The following is a 17,147-nucleotide window of genomic DNA, read 5'->3' as shown; positions in this document are numbered from 1 at the left end:
CGTTCACGGATCCGCACCGCGCGGGTCCAGACGATTCCAGTGTGTTCCAGGACCACGGACGGCCGGACGGATCCGCGTGTTTGCCTGCGGATTCCACGCCGAGGGGATATCGGCCCCCGGCCGGCCGCAGGAGGTCGACAGCCGTGCAGACCCACTGAAACCCGCGCCCCATCCGGCTCCGGCCCTCCACGTGGACAGGGGAGACGTGGAGGGCCGGCCGCGGGTCAGGCGGGTTCGTCGGGGCGGAGGCAGCCGAGCACGGTGGAGGCGGCCGTGGCCCAGGTGCAGCGGGCGGCCATCTCCTCGCGGAGTTCGGCGGCGTCACGGAAGGCGGCGGGCAGGCTCCGCATGACGGCGTGGATCGACTTCTCCCACATCCGGACGTCCGTCTCCAGGTCCCGAACCGTGGCGGCCACGTCGACCACGGCCTGCTGCGCGACCGGCAGTTGCCCCTGGTCGAGCAACAGCACGCCGAGCCCGCTGCGCCCGCTCACCAGCACGGGCACCCCCGCGGCGATCGCCTCCAGACCGACCAGGCCGAACGCCTCCGCGCGGGACGGCATGAGGACCAGACTCGCCCGCGCCACGTCCTCCATGATGTGCCGGGGATCCGCGGAGAACGGGCGGAGGGTGACATCCACCGCGGGGTTGCCGATCCAGTCCTCCACCTGTTCGTACAGCTCCCGCGACTTCTGGTCGGGAACGCCGCGGACCAGCAGTTCCCAGGAGCCGTGCTCCGCTCTCTTCGGTGCCGCCGCCCCCAGCGCCCGGCAGGCGATGTCGAGCCCCTTGAGCGAAGCGTCGTCCAGCCGGCCCATCATCAGGATCTGCGGGATCTCGTCGAGGCCCGGAGCGGTGGCGGCGGGCCTGCCGTCGAATCCGGGGTCGACGCGCACCACGGGGGCCAGAGTCCGTGTGCGCAGATGACGCCGCAGGTTCTTCGCCAGCCGTGGGCCGACCGCCACCGACCGCAGGGCGCCCACGCAGAGTTCGAGTTCCCGCTCCGTGCGGTCCTGGGAGCGGACCGCCAAGTCCGCTTCCGCCTGCGGCTTCTGGGCCTCCGCCCGGTCCGGCTCCACGTGCAGGAAGTGCAGTCGCCCCGCGTTCGGGAAGTACTGCTTCACCTGCGCCCGGGCGGCCAGCCCCATGTCCCTGCCGTGGCCGATGACGAGGTCGGGCTCGAATCCATCGGTGAACGGCGGCCGCAGGAACAGCGACTCCTTCCCCGGGACGCCCGGCTGGGCGGCGTCGACGAGTTGCACGTGATGGTAGTCCGCGTCCGCGCGTTCCTCCGGAGTGGAGGACACCGCCAGGACGCGGACGTTCGCGCCGGCCTCGGCGAGAGCGATGCACAGCCCGCGGTTGAAGGCGCTCAGGCCACCGTGGGCGGGGAACCACTCGTCGACGACGGCCAGCACCCGGTCCCGTCCCGCCGCCCGGGGGCTCCGCTCCGGTGCCGGACCTCGCGCCGGCTCGGCCGGGCCGGCCGAACCGGTCAGTTCCCTCAGGGCGAGGAGGTCGTCCAGCCGCTGGAGGAACGACGAGCCGAACCGCCGGTCCGCGTCCAGGACGGTCTCGCCGTCGAGACCCGAGTCCTCCAGGGCGAGCTGGGCGTTCTCCCGGAGTGTCTCCACCACGCGCCGCATGAACCGGAGTTCGGCCTCGGCCCCCGTCAACTCGTAGTGCTCCGCGCCCCAGTACGGCAGCCGCACCGCGGCGAGCGTCCCGTCCTGCCCGGTGGCCCGCGCGTCGCCGAGCGAGTGATGTGTCGCCCACTGGTGGCGCAGCGCGGTCATGTGCATCAAGTAGCGGACGAAGTGCGGCATTTCGGGACGGTGGTTGTGCGACCACGCCCAGGATCCGAGCCGCGGGTCCGCGCCGACCCGCCCCAGCATCCGCAACAGCCGCCACCGGTGCGAGGCGTCGCCGCCCTCCGGTTCCGACAGGTCGACGTCCCCGGGTGTTCCCGCCGGCAGTTTCCCCAACTCCATTGTCACCGCGCCCAGATGACACGACCCGAACGGGCCCACGATCGTCTCCAACCGCTCACGCAACCCGGACCACTCCCGGCCCGGACCGGCGCCCAGCAGGACGGACACGTTGACGATCTCCCCGTGCCGTCGCAGTACCGCCTGGTCGAGCAGGTCGGCGGACTGCACTCCCGCCACCACGACCGGGCCGTGCGGAGCGGGGGCGAGCAGGTCGTCCGGCACCCGGACCGGCAGCGCCTCGTACAACTCCCCGTCCGCGTGCTGCAGTTCACGAAAGCGCCCCCACAACGCCCGGACGGAGGCCATCCCCTCCTCGGCGCGTCCGCCGTACAGCGGGGCGAAGACGTGGACCGCGACCTCCTGCTCCGTGACCTTCCGCTCCGTCACTTCTCCCTCGGTCACGTGCCGGTACACCCCCGCCTCGCGTCGCCACTCCCGGCGTTCTCGCTACAGTTGAGCCCATGCAGTCTAGGGCGGATTCACCCGGAACGAACCTGGATGCCGCGCTGCTCACGCGGGCCCGCGTGTTGCTCGAGGACATCTCCAAGTCGCGGCTTCCGCACGCCGCTTGGTCGCGTCCCGCCGCCGCGGTCGAGGCGCTCGCGGCGGCCTGCGACGCGGGGGACGGGCCCGCTCTCGAAGCCGCCGTCGCCCGGCTCGAAGTCCTCAGCCCGAACCGGGTGGACCGCATCGCCGACCCGGCCGACATCCCGCCGCCCGAGCCCCTGCGGGAGCGGGTCACCGCCCTGGTGCACATCATCGCCGAGCGAGGCGAGGACACGGCGGGAGAAGCCGACGGCGACGACGACCGACGCTGAGGCGGCACCGCCCCCTGCGGTGAAGCCGTCGCCGTACCGCCGCCTGCGACTGGCCCTGGCGCTGCGGCGCGCCCGCCGGGCGACCGTGGACGGCCGCTTCCCGCGCCGCACGGACCGGGCCGTCGGCCTTCTGGAAGCCGCCCTCGGGTGCGCCGGGCGGGAGGACCGGGTGTCGCTGCTGGAGGGGATCGCCGCGCTGCACGCCGGGTCGGCCCGGCGCGGTGGCGGCGCCGCCGCGGGGGCGCGGTCGGTGGAGGCGCTGCAAAGGGCCCTGGCCGACGCCGGACCGGACGAGGCGGTGGTCCTCGGGCAACTCGCCGAAGCCCAGGCCGCGTTACACGCGATGACGGGCGACACCGGGGTGCTGCGGGAGGCCGTCTCCACCGCGCGCCGGGCCGCGGAGCGGGCCCCGGACGACCCGCTGTCCCGGATCATGGTCCTCTCGTCGGTGGCCGAACTGATGCTGGGGGCGGGCTCGGACCTCGACGATCCCGAGCTGTTCGAGGAGGTCGTCGTGGTGATCGGGGACTCGCTCGCCGCGGGCGGCGGTTCGCTGCTGCACCTGGCCCAGGCCCATCGGATGCGGTACGAGCACGACGGCGAGGCCGAGACGCTCACCCGCGCCGAGGCGGCGGCCCGGGACGCGGTGGCGCAGTGCGAGGAGCACGGGCTCGATGCGGCCGACGAATACGCCGAACTCGCGCAGGTCCTTCGCTACCGCTCCGGCCGCAGCGACGATCCACGTCTCGCGCAAGAGGCCGCCACCGCGGCACGCGAAGCACTGCACCGCACGGCCGACGGCGACGAGGAACACGCCAAGCGGGCCTGCCTGTTGGCGGGCGCCCTGACCGAGTGCCACTACGCCGGGGACCCGGAGGCGCTGGCGGAGGCGGTCGCGGTCGTACGCGCGGCGACGGCCTCCGAAACCGTGCGATCGGGGTCGGCGGACTTCCACCGCGCCGGTGCCCGAGGTCAGGCGTCCCGCTCGGCCGACGCCGGCCCGCCCGCCGGCCGTTCCGACGTCTGGCAGATCGCCGCCGCCGTGCTGTGCGAGTGGGCCGACCAGCACGAGGACATCGGCGTGGCGGAGGAGGCCGGGCGGACGGCACGGACCGCGCTCGCGCTGGCCGGGGACGACGTACAGCGCCGGGCCGACGCACTCGACACCCTCGCCGACGTCCTGCGCTGCGGGTATCTGCTGAGCGACAATCCCGCGCTGCTGGACGAGGCGATCACGCACGGCGAGTCGGCCGCCCCGCTCAAGGCCGGGCCGCCCGGCGACCGTGCCGGGCGCATCGGCAACCTCGGCGTCCTGCTGCGCCTGCGGCACGAGGAGACCGGCGAGCCCGCCCAACTCGACGCGGCGATCGGCCGGTTCGACGAGGCCCTCGCCCTGCTCGGCGACGATCACCCCGACGCCGGGATCCACTTCAACAACCTGGGCTCCGCCCTCGCCGCCCGCACCCGGCTGCACGGCGCCGACGACGAACTGGACGACGCGATCACCGCCGGCCGGGCGGCCGTACACGGCGACGGTCCCGCCCACCAGCGGGTGCTGCGGCTGAGCAACCTGGGCGGGGCGCTGTACGCGCGCTACACCCGTGACGGCGACCTCGACGACCTGGACGAGGACATCGACCTCCAGCGCGAGGCGCTGCACCTGGTCCCGGCCGGTCACCCCGAGCGCCCCGGGCTGCTCAGCAATCTGGCCACCGCCCTCACCGAACGCCACGAGGCGCTCGGCGTCCGGGACGACCTGTCCGAGGCACTAGCGCTCCTGGAGGAGGCCATGGCGGCCGGGCCGGCGTCCCGGCGGCTGGCGACGGTCGCGGGTGCTCACGGCCTCGCGCTGCACGCGCTCCACGCCATCACCGGCGACCAGGACACGCTGGAGCGGGCCCTCGTCAGTCTGCGCACGGCCGTGGATGCCACCGCGCCCACCGATCCACAACTGCCGCTCCAGCTCGCCAATCTGGCGGTCTCGCTGCGGGAGGCGTCCGCACATCGCGCGGCGGCTGCCGCGGAGGCCGTCGACGCGGCGCGCGGTGCCCTGGCCGTCCTCGACGAGGGCCGGTCCGCCACCGCGGTCCGCGGCAGTCTGCTGCTCGCCCTGGCCGCCCGGTCCGGCGACGGCGACCTCGACGAGGCGGCGACGCTGGCCCGCCGGGTGGTCGCGGACACCCCGCCGGACGACCCCGGCCTGAGCCGCTGGCTGGCCAACCTCGCCTACGTACTGAACCTGCGGCACGAGTCCACCCACGAGGCGGACGACCGGGCAGGAGCGCTCGACGCGCTGCGCGCCGCCGCCCGGACCGGGACCGGCCCGGCGGACGTACGGTTGTACGCGGCCCGTGAGGAGGGCCGGCTCGCGGCGCTGACGGGCGATGCGCGGGCCGCGGCCGAGGCGTTCGCGCTCGGTGTGGAACTGCTGCCGGCCGCCACGCCCCGTCGCCTGGAACGCCCCGACGCCCAGCGCAGGCTCGCCGGGGCCGCGGGACTGGCGAGCGACGCGGCCGCGATGTGGCTGGCCTGCGGCGATCCCGAACGGGCGCTGAGTCTGCTGGAGTTGGGCCGCGGCGTGCTCCTCAACCGCCGGTCGGGGATCCACGCCGACCTCGCGGACCTCCACGACGCCGACGCCGATCTCGCCCGGCGCTTCGAGGACCTGCGCGACGCGCTCGACCGCCTGGACCATCCCCCGCTCACCTTGCCGACCCTGCCCCCGACGGCGGAGGCGACGGGCCGCGAGCGGGAACGCCGCCGGGACCTGGAGGCCGAACTCGCCCTCGTCGTAGGCGGGATCAGGGCGTCGCCCGGGCGGGCCGGGTTCCAACTGCCGCCGTCGGTCGAGTCGTTGCTCGCCGAGGCCGCACACGGTCCGGTGGTCGTGGTGAACGTCAGCGAGTACCGCTGCGACGCGCTGGTGCTCACCGCCGAGGGGCTGCGGCACGTTCCGTTGGACGGCCTGGACGCGGACGAGGTGGAGGAGGCCGCGGACGCGCTCCACACCGACGTCGTCACCGCGCTGGATCCCCGGGCCGCGCAGGACGAGGTCGACGCGGCCAACGAACGGGTCACGGCGACCCTCGACCTGCTGTGGCGGGAGGTGGCCGCCCCGGTCCTCGCCGAGCTGCGGGTGACGGATCCGGACACCCGCGTCTGGTGGGTACCGACCCAGGCGCTGTGCCGGCTGCCGCTGCACGCCGCGACCGCGTCGGGTACCCAGGACGCCTCGGGGATCCCGAAGTCGCTGGTGGACCGCACGGTGTCCTCGTACACGCCGACGGTCACCGCCCTGCACCACGCGCGGGCCCGTGGCGCGGCACCGGACCGTACGGTGGCGGCCGTCGTGCACGCCGACGTACGCCGCCCCGGACTGCCGGAACTGCCCGCCGCGCGCCGCGAGGCCCGCGCGGCGGCGGACCGCCTCGGCGCCGAACCGCTCGACCTCGCCGAGTGCGGGCGGGAGGCCCTCGTCTCCGCGCTGATCACCTGCACCCATCTGCACCTGGCGCTGCACGCGGTGGCGGACCAGGACGACCCGGGCACCAGCCGCTTCCTGCTGCCGGACCTCGACCTGACGTTCGCCGAGATCGCCGCGCGCCGCGGCGGCTGGGGCCGCCTCGCGTACCTCTCGGCGTGCGAGACGACGTACACGCCCCGCGCCCTCGCGGACGAGGCCATCCACCTCACGTCCGCGTTCCTGCTCGTCGGGTTCTCCGGGGTGATCGGCACCCTGTGGCGCGTACCGGACGCCGTCGCCGAGACGACGGCCCGCGTGTTCTACGACGCCCTGGACACCGCCCGCGACCAACCGGCCGCAGCCCTGGCCCGTACGGCGCGACAGGTCCGCGTCCACTACGGCGACGCACCGGCCGCATGGGCGGCCCATCACCACGTCGGCATCTGAGAACCCCGGGGCCCGCGGCGGAGCGCGACCCGCTGCCGAGTTCCCCCAACTCGCGCCTCCGCACAGGTAGTCATGCCCTACCCGAGCGGCACCGGCCGACAAGGCTTGCCGGTCCGCACCGTCACCACGCAGAGGGCCACCATGGACACTCCCGTCAAGAAGGTCGCCGTCATCACCGGCGCGTCACAGGGCATCGGCGCCGGTCTGGTCGAGGCGTACCGCGGGCTCGGCCACGCCGTCGTCGCGACCTCGCGCGGCATCACCCCCGCCGCGGACCCGGACGTCCTCACCGTCCAGGGCGACATCGCCGATCCGGCCACGGCCGAGCGCGTCGTCGCCGCCGCGATCGAACGGTTCGGCCGGATCGACACCCTCGTCAACAACGCGGGCCGCTACCTCGCCAAGCCGTTCACCGAGTACTCCCGGGAGGAGTACGAGACGGTCGTCGGCGTCAACCTGACCGGCTTCTTCCACATCACCCAGCTCGCCGTCCGGCAGATGCTCCGTCAGGGCACCGGCCACCTCGTCCAGATCAGCACCAGCCTCGCCGACCACGCCGACTCCACGACCCCCGCGCTGCTCGCGTCCCTGACCAAGGGCGGACTGCAGTCCGCCACCAGGGCGTTGGCGATCGAGTACGCCTCCCGGGGCATCCGCAGCAACGCGGTCGCGCTGGGCGTCATCAGAACCCCCGTGCACCCGGAGGCGTCCCCGGGTCTCGCCGCGCTGCACCCGCTCGGGCGGATGGGCGAGGTCGGCGACGTCGTCGACGCGATCGTCTTCCTGGAGAAGGCGCCCTTCGTCACCGGCGAGATCCTCCACGTCGACGGCGGCCGGAGCGCCGGACGTTGAACTCGGGATGACCGAACTCGCCCTAGTGGTGGGCTTTGTGGGCAGTGGTGGCGATGTATCGATTCGGCTAACACCTATCCGGATTGTGCAGGAAATGTGCGCAGCGTGTGATTGAATCATGCACAACTCGGCCAGGTGGCCAGATCTCGACCGTTCGGTTCCCCGTGTCCTGTGGCTCATCAGCAGGATGTCCGCGCGCTCGTGCAGGTCAGTCCGCCCGGCCGAGCCGGTACGAACGTGCGGCAGGGGCGGGAGTGGTGGATCCGCGCGCGCCCCTGCCGTAGCGCACCCTGTGTCCCTGCGCCCTTCCCGACCGGAGGCCGCGCCCGGCATGACCCGGCACCTTCCGCGGCCTGCCGGACGGGAGCGTGCGCCGCGTCACCGTGCCGGCCCACCGCGACTGCGGTGCCGTCAGCCGTCACGTACGTGAAGGGAACCCTCGATGACCGTCACAGCCACCGCCGCCACCGTCTCCGACTTCTACTACGGCGCGGTGACCCCCGTCGCCGCCTATCTGATGGCGTGTCTGGGAGCGGCCCTCGGGCTGCGCTGCACGACCCGCTCACTGCGCCGCCCGCAGCACAGAGCCCGCTGGCTGGCACTGGGCGCCGTCTCGATCGGCTGCGGCATATGGACCATGCACTTCATCGCCATGATCGGCTTCAGCGTCGAGGGCGCGCTCGTCAACTACGACGCCACGAAGACACTCCTGAGCCTCGTCGTGGCGATCGCGGTGGTCGCCGTAGGAGTGTTCCTGGTCGGCTACCGGGGCGGATCCCCGCTGAACCTGGGGGTGGCCGGCGCCGTCACCGGGCTCGGTGTCGCGGCCATGCACTACCTCGGGATGGCCGCCATCCACACGAACGGCACCCTCCACTACGACCCTACGACCGTGGTGCTCTCCGTCGTGATCGCCGTCGCCGCCGCCACCGCGGCGCTGTGGGCGGCGGTCTCCATCCACGCGCTGTGGGCGAGCCTCGGCGCGAGCCTGGTGATGGGCGTGGCCGTGACCGGTATGCACTACACCGGCATGGCCGCGGTCTCCGTCCACCTCACGAACGTGGCCGGTGCCTCGCAGTCCTCGGCCGACCTGGTCGCGTTCCTCCTCGTGATGCTCGCCGGCCCGCTCCTCGTCCTCCTGGTCGCGGCCGTGATCGTCATGTTCGACCCCGACATGATGCTCGGCGACGCCGAGACGCAGACGTCGGAGCCTACGCCCGCCCCGCTGTTCGGCGGCGACTCCGTGTTCCCGCCGAGGGAGCCGGCCGAGCAGTCGCAGAGCCGCACCTCCTGGTGACCTGACTCCGGCGGCTCGGGTCGGCCCGAGCAGCACGTTCAGCGGCGGGGAGTCGGCGTGCGGGGTCACCGCCGGCGGATGGTGGAGCGGATACGGCAGCACCGGCGGGAGTCCGGGGTCGGCCGGCGCGATGGGCGCGGCACCTGGACCAGTCTCAACGTCAGGATCCGCTCCCACCGCTGGGCGCTGGGAGGCGTCCTGTTGATCCGCGGATGACCGGATGACCGGATGGCAGGTTGGCGGGCCCCGGAGTGCCGGGACCCGCCGATGCATGGGATCCGTTTCTGCGGGGTCCTACGACGTCCCGTTCGGCCCCGCCTGTGATGTCTCGGGCGTCTCCGCCGGGGCGGGGGGCCGATTGGCCGGTGTCGGTTCGGGTTCCGGGTCGGGCTGGTGGCCGCCCCGCAGGGCCGAGGCGACCGCGGAGACCAGGGCCATGCCGGCGGCGACGCTGAAGACGATGGTCAGGCCGTGGTGGAACGGGCCGGAGACCAGCTGGGGGAAGAAGGTGTGGCCGGTCAGGACGGCGCGCTGGGCGGCGGTGACGTGGTCGAGGGTTCCATCGGACGCGAGCAGGTGCTGGATGGGGTTGTTGCCGAGGAACGTGGCGAACAGCGTGCTCACCGGAGGCAGCGACGCCGCCTGCTCGGCCGCGCCGGCCGGTACCCCGTGCATCTGGAGTCCGTGGCTCAGCGTCCTGGGCAGCGAGGTCGCGAGCCCGGACACCATCAGGGAGAGGAACACGCCGATGGACAGGGCCGTGCCCGAGTTCTGGAAGGTGGACCGCATGCCCGAGGCGACACCCCGGTACTCGCTCGGCACGCTGCCCATGATGGACGACGTGTTCGGCGCGGAGAACATGCCCTGGCCGAGACCGTTGAGCAGCAACAGTGCCGCGAACATCCCGTAGTCGAAGTCGATGGGCAGCGCGAGCAGACCGAGGAAGGACAGCGCGACGACGACCAGACCCGTCGTCGAGAACATCCGGGCGCCGAACCGGTCCGACAGATAGCCGGAGAGCGGCCCGGCGATGAGGAAGCCGAGCGTGAGCGGGAGCATGAAGATGCCCGCCCACAGCGGGGTGTCCTCGTAGTCGTAGCCGTGCAACGGCAGCCAGATGCCTTGTAGCCAGATGATCAGCATGAACTGGAGTCCGCCCCGCGCGATCGCGGTGAGCAGGGCGGCCAGGTTGCCCGCGGCGAAGGCCCGCACCTTGAACAGGGCCAGGTTGAACATCGGTTCGGCGATGTGTGTCTCGACGTAGCAGAAGATCAGCAGGAGTACGACGCCGCCGATCAGGCCGCTGAGCACCCACGGGTTTCCCCAGCCGGTGGCGCTGCCGCCGTAGGGCTGGATGCCGTAGGTGATGCCCGCGAGGAGGATTCCGGCGCCTGCCGCGAAGGTGAGGTTGCCCAGCCAGTCGATGCGGCCGGGGCGGCCCGCCGAGGTCTCGCGCAGGCTCAGGTACGACCAGATCGTGCCGGTGATGCTGATCGGCACGCTCACCCAGAACACCGCGCGCCAGTCGACGACGGCCAGCAGACCACCGGCGAGCAGGCCCAGGAACTGACCGGCCAGGGCGGTGATCTGGTTGATGCCGAGCGCCATTCCGCGCTGCCGGGCGGGGAAGGCGTCGGTGAGGATGGCAGCCGAGTTGGCGGTGAGCATGGAACCGCCGAAGGCCTGCACGACGCGCCACAGGATCAGCCACATCGCCCCCGCACCCGCGCGGAACGGGTCCAGCGACAGCGCGACGGACGCGCACGCGAAGATCAGGAAGCCGATGTTGTAGATCTTCACCCGGCCGAACATGTCACCGAGCCGGCCGAGCACGACGACCAGCACCGCCGAGACCAGCAAATAGCCCAGGATCATCCACAGCAGATAGCCGATGTTGCCCGGCGCGAGCGGATCGAGGCCGATCCCGCGGAAGATCGCCGGCAGCGAGATGATCACGATCGAGGCGTCCATCGTGGCGATCAGCACGCCGAGCGTGGTGTTCGACAGCGCGACCCACTTGTAGTTAGGCCCGGGGGGAGCGTCCTTACGACGCCCCGAGCGCACGGCGCCCAGCAGCGACGGTCGGACGCCCCCGTTCCCCTGTCCGTCGCCGGGTATGTGCGCGCGCCCGCTCACAGTCGCTCCGCCAGTCTGTCGAGGAGGGGCAGGGCCGCGGCGAGGGCCGCGCGCTCCTCCGCGGTGAACTCGTCGAGGACGGCCCCGAGCCGGTGGACCGACGCGGAGCGCCGCTCGGCCAGCACGGCGCGACCCTCGTCCGTGATCGCCAGGATGCTCCGCCGCCCGTCCGCCGGATCGGGGCTACGACGGACCAGCCCGCGCTGTTCGAGCAGCGCGAGGGTGCTCGCCATCGCCTGTGGGCGGACCCGCTCCGCCTCGGCGAGGGACGTCGGTGATTCGGAACCGTCGCGGGAGAGCCGGGCCAGGACGGAGACTCCGGAGAGTGACACGTCCCCCACGGCATGCGCCTGACGCAGGCGCCGCGTCACCCGGCCCACCGCGAGCCGCAGCTCGGACGCGAGCCGAGCGGTGTCGTTCGGGCTGTTCACCTTCATAGTTACTAACAGTAGATTTATCAGCCTGAACTGCTCAACCAATTGTTAGTAAATGGCGTGAGGAGGTCGTTGGTGGAGAGAGGGCGCCCCAGAGGGCTTTTCGTCGGTCTGTGCACCCTGGACGTCATCCAGCTCGTGGACCATGCACCGCGCTCGAACGAGAAGCTCACGGCTCGGGAGCAAGCGGTCGCCGCTGGTGGCCCGGCGGCCAACGCGGCTGTCGCCTTCGGCCACTTGGGCGGCGCGGCCACGCTCCTGACAGCAATTGGCGCCCACGCGCTGGGAGTTGGGGTGGCGTCCGACCTGGACGCGCTGGGCGTGACCGTCTCCGACCTGGCGCCCGACTCGACACAGCCGCCCGCCGTCTCCTCCGTCCTGGTCACCGCGTCCACCGGGGAACGCGCCGTCGCCTCGACCAACGCGACGGCACACCGGCTCGCCCCGCCCGACGACCTCGACGCGCAGGTGGCGGCCTGCGACATCGTCGAGTTCGACGGCCACCACATGGAACTGGCCGTCGCCGCGGCCACCTCCGCGCGTGCCCTCGGCCGTAAGACCTTTTTCGACGGCGGGAGTTGGAAGCCCGGCACACAGGACCTGCTGCCGTTCGTCGACGTGGCCGTCTGCTCGGCCGACTTCCGCCCACCCGGCACGAGCGCCCCGACGGACACGCTCCGCTTCCTGCGGGAACACGGGGTCGTCTGGTCGGCGGTCACCGGGGGAGCGGACCCCATCCTGTGGGCGGGGCCGGGTCACGAAGGCACGGTGGCCGTCCCCGCGGTGCAGGTGGCGGACACGCTGGGCGCGGGCGACGTCCTGCACGGGGCCCTCGCGTATCACCTCGCGGGGAGCCGTCTCACGTCGGAAGGCTTCGCCGAGGCGCTGCGGGCGGCGGCCGTCGTGGCCTCGCGGGCATGCGCCTCGTTCGGCACGCGGGCGTGGATGCGGGACGGGTGAGTCGGGTCGACGCGTCCCGACCTGAGAAGATCATCAGGAACGTACGCGTCACCGGACCGTACGTACGCAACAGGGGTGGGAAACATGATCGTTGTACTGCTGCTCGGCGTCTTGGTGCTCCTCATCGGTGGGTGTGCGTGTGTGTTCTGGGCCGAGCGCGGCGGGCCCCGCTGGGCACGCGTCGTGGCGACCGTGACCCTCACCGCGAGCGACCTCCTGCGCAGCTCCGGCAAGAAGCGGCGGTTGGGCCAGAACCCGAGCAGCCAGGACGACGACTAGCAAGGCCGGGCAGCCGCGGCAAGTACCGAACCGGTCAGGGAACTCGCCCGTGCAGAGCCCTTATTCCGTACCCCAACGTGCCTAGACTGTGCCGTCGTTGATCGTTTCACGGACGGTCTCAGGAGGACCACATGCCCCGCACCCCGTCTCGACGCACCGCTCTGCGCGGCCTGGTCGCAGGTTCAGCCGTGGTGATCGGCTTCGATCCCTTCACGCGCAGTTGGGCGGCGACCGACACCGGCCGGCCGCTCACCGGCCTCCCGCACCTGGACGGCACGCTCCACACCGACGACGCCTCGCTGACCGCGGACGCTGACGACTTCGGGCACATCGTGCACCGGCGTCCGGCCGCGGTCCTGCGACCCGGCTCCGTACGGGACGTCGTCGCGATGGTGCGGTTCTGCAATCTGCACGGGCTCCGTGTGGCCCCGCGCGGACAGGGCCACGGTACGAACGGACAGGCGCAGGTCGAGGGCGGCCTGATCATCGAGACCGGGCCGCTCGCCTCCATCGGCCCGGTACGGACGGGGAGTTCACGCGTCACGGTCGGCGCGGGCGCCAAGTGGAGCGACGTCGCCAAAGCGGCCATCGCCCAGGGTCTGACCCCGCCCGTCTTCACCGACTACCTCGAACTCTCCGTCGGCGGCACCCTCTCCGTCGGCGGACTCGGCGGCCAGAGCCACCAGCAGGGCGCCCAGGTCGACAACGTCCTCGAACTCGAAGTCGTCACCGGAGCGGGCGAGTTGCTCCGCTGCTCCCCGACCCGCCACCGCGATCTCTTCCACGCCGTACTCGCCGGCCTCGGCCAGTGCGCGGTGATCGTCGGCGCCACCCTGCGCCTCGTCCCGGCCCCGGAGACCGTACGGCACTACCTCCTGCCGTACGACGACCTCCAGACCTTCCTCGACGACCAGCAACTCCTCGCCACCGAGGGGCGGTTCGCCTACCTCGAAGGCCAGGTCGGTGCGGACACCGCCGGGGTCTTCAACCAGTTCGCCATCGAGGCCGTCGCCTACGGGCCGCCGGTGGGGGACACCCCCGACGACACCGTCCTCCTGCGGGGGCTGCGCCACGTCGCGTCCGGCGCCCAGATCACCGACCTCGGCTACTACGACTTCCTCGACCGGCTCGCCGCCTCCGTCGCCGCGCTCAAGGAAGCGGGCCTGTGGGCCTACGCCCACCCCTGGCTCAACGTGGTCATCCCGGGCCGCAGAACCGCCGACGTGGCCGGCACCCTCCTGGGCGCGCTCACCCCGGCCGACCTGGGACCCGGCGTCGTCCTCCTTTACCCGCTGCTGCGCGAGCACCTCCACACACCGCTGCTGCGCATGCCCGACGACCCGATTCCCTACCTGTTCGCGGTCCTGCGCGCCGCGCCGCCCGAGGACACGGCGACCGTACAGCGACTGCTGAACGCCAACCGGTCCGCGTACGAGACGGTCCAGGCGGCCGGCGGCACCCAGTACCCGGTCGGCTCGATCCCCTTCCAACACGCCGACTGGAAGCGGCACTTCGGGCCGGTCTGGAAGCGGTTCGCCGAGGCCAGGAAGACGTACGACCCGAAGGGGATCCTGGTGCCGGGGCAGGGCATCTTCTGAGCACCCCTGCCGCTCTAGTCGGGCGGCAGGTCCGCCAGCGCGTCACGCAGCGCGGCGCGGGAGGCCACGCCGAGCTTGGGGAAGAGCTGGCGCAGGTGCGCGGCGACGGTGCGGGGGGAGAGGAAGAGGCGTTCGGCGATCTGCTTGTTGGTGAGGCCGGCCGCCGCGAGGAGGGCGATCTCCCGTTGCTGGGGCGTCAGTGATGCCGCTCCGGTGACCCCGGCGGTTGTGACGGACAGGCCGGTCGCCCGCAGCTCGTTGCCCGCCCGGGCCGTCCAGGGGAGGGCACCGAGCCGCTCGAACGTGTCGATGGCGTCGGCGAGTTGGGTGCGCGCCTCCGTCGTGGACTTCACCCGGCGGAGGCGTTCGCCGTAGGAGAGCCGGACCCGGGCCAGCTCGAAGGGCCAGCGGTCGGTGCCGGGCACGGCGAGCGCCTCCTCGAACAGGTCGATCGCCACGTGGTCCCCTGCGGCGATCGCCGCCGACGCCTTCACGAGCAGGGCCAGCCGTGGCGAGATCGCGGCGATGCCCGCCTCGTGTGCCGCCGCGGCATGGGCCGTAGCCTCCGAGGTCCGGCCCGTTCTGACCGCCGCCTCGACGAGGTCCATGACGACGAACAGGGCCGGGGGGACATGCGAGGCGAGTTCCCCCGCGCGGCTGATGACGCACGCGTGCCGGTAGGCGTCCTCGAACCGGCCCTGGCTGAGCGCGGCGAGCGCCCGCGCATGCGAGGCGCACGACAGATAGGAACCGACACCGCGCGGTGTCGCCCACAAGGTCATCTCGTCCGTGAGGGCTTTGGCGGCCGTCTCGTCTCCCCGGGCGGCGGCGACCAGCGCCCGCTGGTACAGGAACTCCGTCGACAGCAGCTGATAGCTGTGCGCTTCGCCCAGATCCCGGCCCTGCGCGGCCCGCGCCTCCAGCTCGTCCCACTCACCCGCCGCGAAATGGTCCCGGCCCAGGTACACCAGCCCCTGGATCTCCACGGTGAGCGAGCTGTTGTCCCGCCCGTCGCGCAGCACACGCCGCAGCGCCGTCCGGCACGCCGGCAACCGGTCCACGTAGAGGGAGGTCATGGCGAGCCGGATGACCCGGACAGGGTCGGCCTCCTGGTCGAGGGAGGCGATGGCCTCGTCGAGCATCCCCAGCGCGGGCGGTGCGGTGCGGGCCGGGTCGGCCATCGTGCTGAGGGTCAGGGCGAGTTGGTCCGGGACCTCCGGTTTCAGCAGGCCGAGCGCCCGGTGCAGCGGCTTCCACAGCTCCGTGCGCTGACTGCTCTGACACAGCCAGGCGAGCGTGTACAGCGCGTCGATCATGGTCGGGTCGGCGGCGTCGTACGGCTGGTGCTGCATGTCGATCGCGCCGACGAGCAGCCGGTGGGCGGTGCCGAGGTCGCCTTCGCCGCTGAGGAGGATGTGGTGCGCGGCGGCGACCGCGGCGACCAACGGTCCCGCCCGTCCGCCGTCGGCCAGGCGGGCCTCTTCGAGGAGCCGGGGCACATCGCGCAGATCGCCGGTCAGATCCGCGCCGAGATAGGCCGCCTCGGCGATCCGGCGACTGCGTTCATAGCCGCGCGGGCTCAACTCCGCGGCGCGCAGCAGCGCGGCGATGGCGCCGCCCGCGTCACCGCGCCGCACATTGTCGCGCGCCACTTCCTCCAGCAGACTCGCCACTTCCTCGGTCGGCTCGACCGTGGCGTGGGCGAGGTGCCAGGCGCGTCGCCCGGGGCGGTCGGACCAGTACTCCGCCAGGGCGCGATGCACCTCGCGGCGCTGTTCGCTGGTGGAGAGTTCCACGACCGCGGAGCGCGTGAGGGGATGGCGGAACGTCAGCCGGCCGGTGGTCGCGTCCACGAGTCCGGCTCGCTCCGCGGGCGCCAGGTCCTCCATGCCGACCCGCTCGGACGTGGCCGACGTGAGGACGCGCAGATCACCGGTGCCGTCCAGGACCGCGTACAGGAGGAGCAGCCGGGTCGACGCGGGCAGTGTCTCGACGCGGGACGCGAACACGGACTGGAGACGGCGACTCAACGGCAGCAGTTCGGGCACCGCGGCGCCGGAACGCTGCGGGGCGGTCAGCGCGACGGGCAGTTCCAGCAGGGCGAGCGGGTTGCCCTGCGCCTCCGCCAGCAGCCGCTCGCGAACGCGCGGGGCCAGGGACGGGCTACGCGCCTGGATCAACGCCGCCGCAGCCGTCGTATCGAGGGGCTGTACGTCGTGATGGGCCACTCCGCCGCGTTCGAAGAAGCTTCCTTCCCCCGACCGGTAGGCGCCGAGGAAACCGACCCGACTGCCGCTCAGGCGGCGCGCGACGAAACCGAGCACCACGGCGCTCGCACGGTCCAGCCACGGGAGATCGTCGACGATCACCAGCAACGGGCGCTCCGCGGCGGCCTGGACGAGCAGGGCGAGCGCCGCGTTCGACACCAGCAGCTGATCGGACGGCGCGCCCTGGTCCAGACCCAGCGCGACGCTCAGGGCGGTGCGGTACGGGTCCGTCAGGCGATCGAGACCGGCCAGCAGCGGCTGAAGGACCTGGTGGAGACCCGCGAAGCTGATCGCGCTCTCGAACTCCACACCGGCGGCGCGCACCACCCGCGCGCCCGTGACCCGGGCCTGCCCGGCCGCGGCGTCCAGCAGCACCGTCTTGCCGACACCGGCGTCCCCGGACAGCAGCAGCGCCCCGCCGGAGACCATGGCCTCGTCGACGAACCCCCGAACCAGCCCGAGGTCGTGATCGCGGCCGATGAGCATCTCGGCCGGATGCGCCGCAGGAAGCCCGTCCCCGTCCATACGCGTCTCCCTTCCGACCTCGGAACTTTACGCCCGCCCCTCACCGGGGCTCTCTTCGTGGATACTCCCGGCTTCAGCTG

At 72.7% G+C, this 17,147-nt stretch carries 12 protein-coding genes; 8 read left to right on the top strand and 4 right to left on the bottom strand.

What is annotated here, in order from left to right; translation table 11 throughout:
* Positions 1-224: 224 nt before the first annotated feature.
* A complete protein-coding gene (locus OG714_RS03145) occupies positions 225-2,393 on the bottom strand; it encodes a CATRA conflict system CASPASE/TPR repeat-associated protein (RefSeq protein WP_406118351.1) in 2,169 nt (722 codons plus the stop codon).
* Between the two features lie 59 nt (positions 2,394-2,452).
* Here OG714_RS03145 and OG714_RS03140 point away from each other — a divergent pair, with 59 nt between their 5' ends.
* From OG714_RS03140 to OG714_RS03120, 5 genes are all read left to right on the top strand, one after another.
* Entirely contained in the window at positions 2,453-2,809 is a 357-nt protein-coding gene (locus tag OG714_RS03140; RefSeq protein ID WP_406118350.1) for a CATRA system-associated protein, read from the top strand.
* 19 nt (positions 2,810-2,828) lie between these two features.
* On the top strand, positions 2,829-6,719 hold the full coding sequence (locus tag OG714_RS03135) for a CHAT domain-containing protein (protein WP_406118348.1): 3,891 nt from the start codon (positions 2,829-2,831) through the stop codon (positions 6,717-6,719).
* A gap of 141 nt (positions 6,720-6,860) precedes the next feature.
* On the top strand, positions 6,861-7,571 hold the full coding sequence (locus tag OG714_RS03130) for an SDR family NAD(P)-dependent oxidoreductase (protein WP_406118347.1): 711 nt from the start codon (positions 6,861-6,863) through the stop codon (positions 7,569-7,571).
* A 442-nt stretch (positions 7,572-8,013) separates the two neighbouring features.
* Positions 8,014-8,868 (top strand): MHYT domain-containing protein, encoded by an 855-nt coding sequence (locus tag OG714_RS03125; RefSeq protein ID WP_406118345.1) that lies wholly within the window; start codon positions 8,014-8,016, stop codon positions 8,866-8,868.
* 57 nt (positions 8,869-8,925) lie between these two features.
* Positions 8,926-9,084 (top strand): hypothetical protein, encoded by a 159-nt coding sequence (locus OG714_RS03120; protein WP_406118344.1) that lies wholly within the window; start codon positions 8,926-8,928, stop codon positions 9,082-9,084.
* Positions 9,085-9,162: 78 nt separating this feature from the next.
* Here OG714_RS03120 and OG714_RS03115 read toward each other — a convergent pair whose 3' ends face one another.
* On the bottom strand, positions 9,163-11,004 hold the full coding sequence (locus tag OG714_RS03115; RefSeq protein ID WP_406118342.1) for an MFS transporter: 1,842 nt from the start codon (positions 11,002-11,004) through the stop codon (positions 9,163-9,165).
* Positions 11,001-11,441 (bottom strand): MarR family winged helix-turn-helix transcriptional regulator, encoded by a 441-nt coding sequence (locus OG714_RS03110; RefSeq protein WP_406118341.1) that lies wholly within the window; start codon positions 11,439-11,441, stop codon positions 11,001-11,003. The genes OG714_RS03115 and OG714_RS03110 overlap by 4 nt, the downstream gene beginning before the upstream one ends.
* A gap of 72 nt (positions 11,442-11,513) precedes the next feature.
* Between OG714_RS03110 and OG714_RS03105 the strand changes: the two genes are divergently transcribed.
* From OG714_RS03105 to OG714_RS03095, 3 genes are all read left to right on the top strand, one after another.
* The gene (locus OG714_RS03105; protein WP_406118339.1) at positions 11,514-12,398 is read left to right on the top strand and encodes a PfkB family carbohydrate kinase; all 885 of its coding nucleotides are present in this window, start codon (positions 11,514-11,516) and stop codon (positions 12,396-12,398) included.
* Positions 12,399-12,482: 84 nt separating this feature from the next.
* On the top strand, positions 12,483-12,677 hold the full coding sequence (locus OG714_RS03100) for a hypothetical protein (RefSeq protein WP_406118337.1): 195 nt from the start codon (positions 12,483-12,485) through the stop codon (positions 12,675-12,677).
* A 131-nt stretch (positions 12,678-12,808) separates the two neighbouring features.
* A complete protein-coding gene (locus tag OG714_RS03095; RefSeq protein WP_406118335.1) occupies positions 12,809-14,275 on the top strand; it encodes an FAD-binding protein in 1,467 nt (488 codons plus the stop codon).
* A gap of 14 nt (positions 14,276-14,289) precedes the next feature.
* Here the strand turns inward: OG714_RS03095 and OG714_RS03090 are convergent, their stop codons facing one another.
* A complete protein-coding gene (locus OG714_RS03090; RefSeq protein ID WP_406118333.1) occupies positions 14,290-17,067 on the bottom strand; it encodes an ATP-binding protein in 2,778 nt (925 codons plus the stop codon).
* Positions 17,068-17,147 lie beyond the last annotated feature (80 nt).

It is taken from the genome of Streptomyces sp. NBC_00989 (assembly GCF_045162655.1).
Taxonomy (GTDB): Bacteria; Actinomycetota; Actinomycetes; order Streptomycetales; family Streptomycetaceae; genus Streptomyces.
This window is presented reverse-complemented; position numbering and strand designations above follow the sequence as displayed.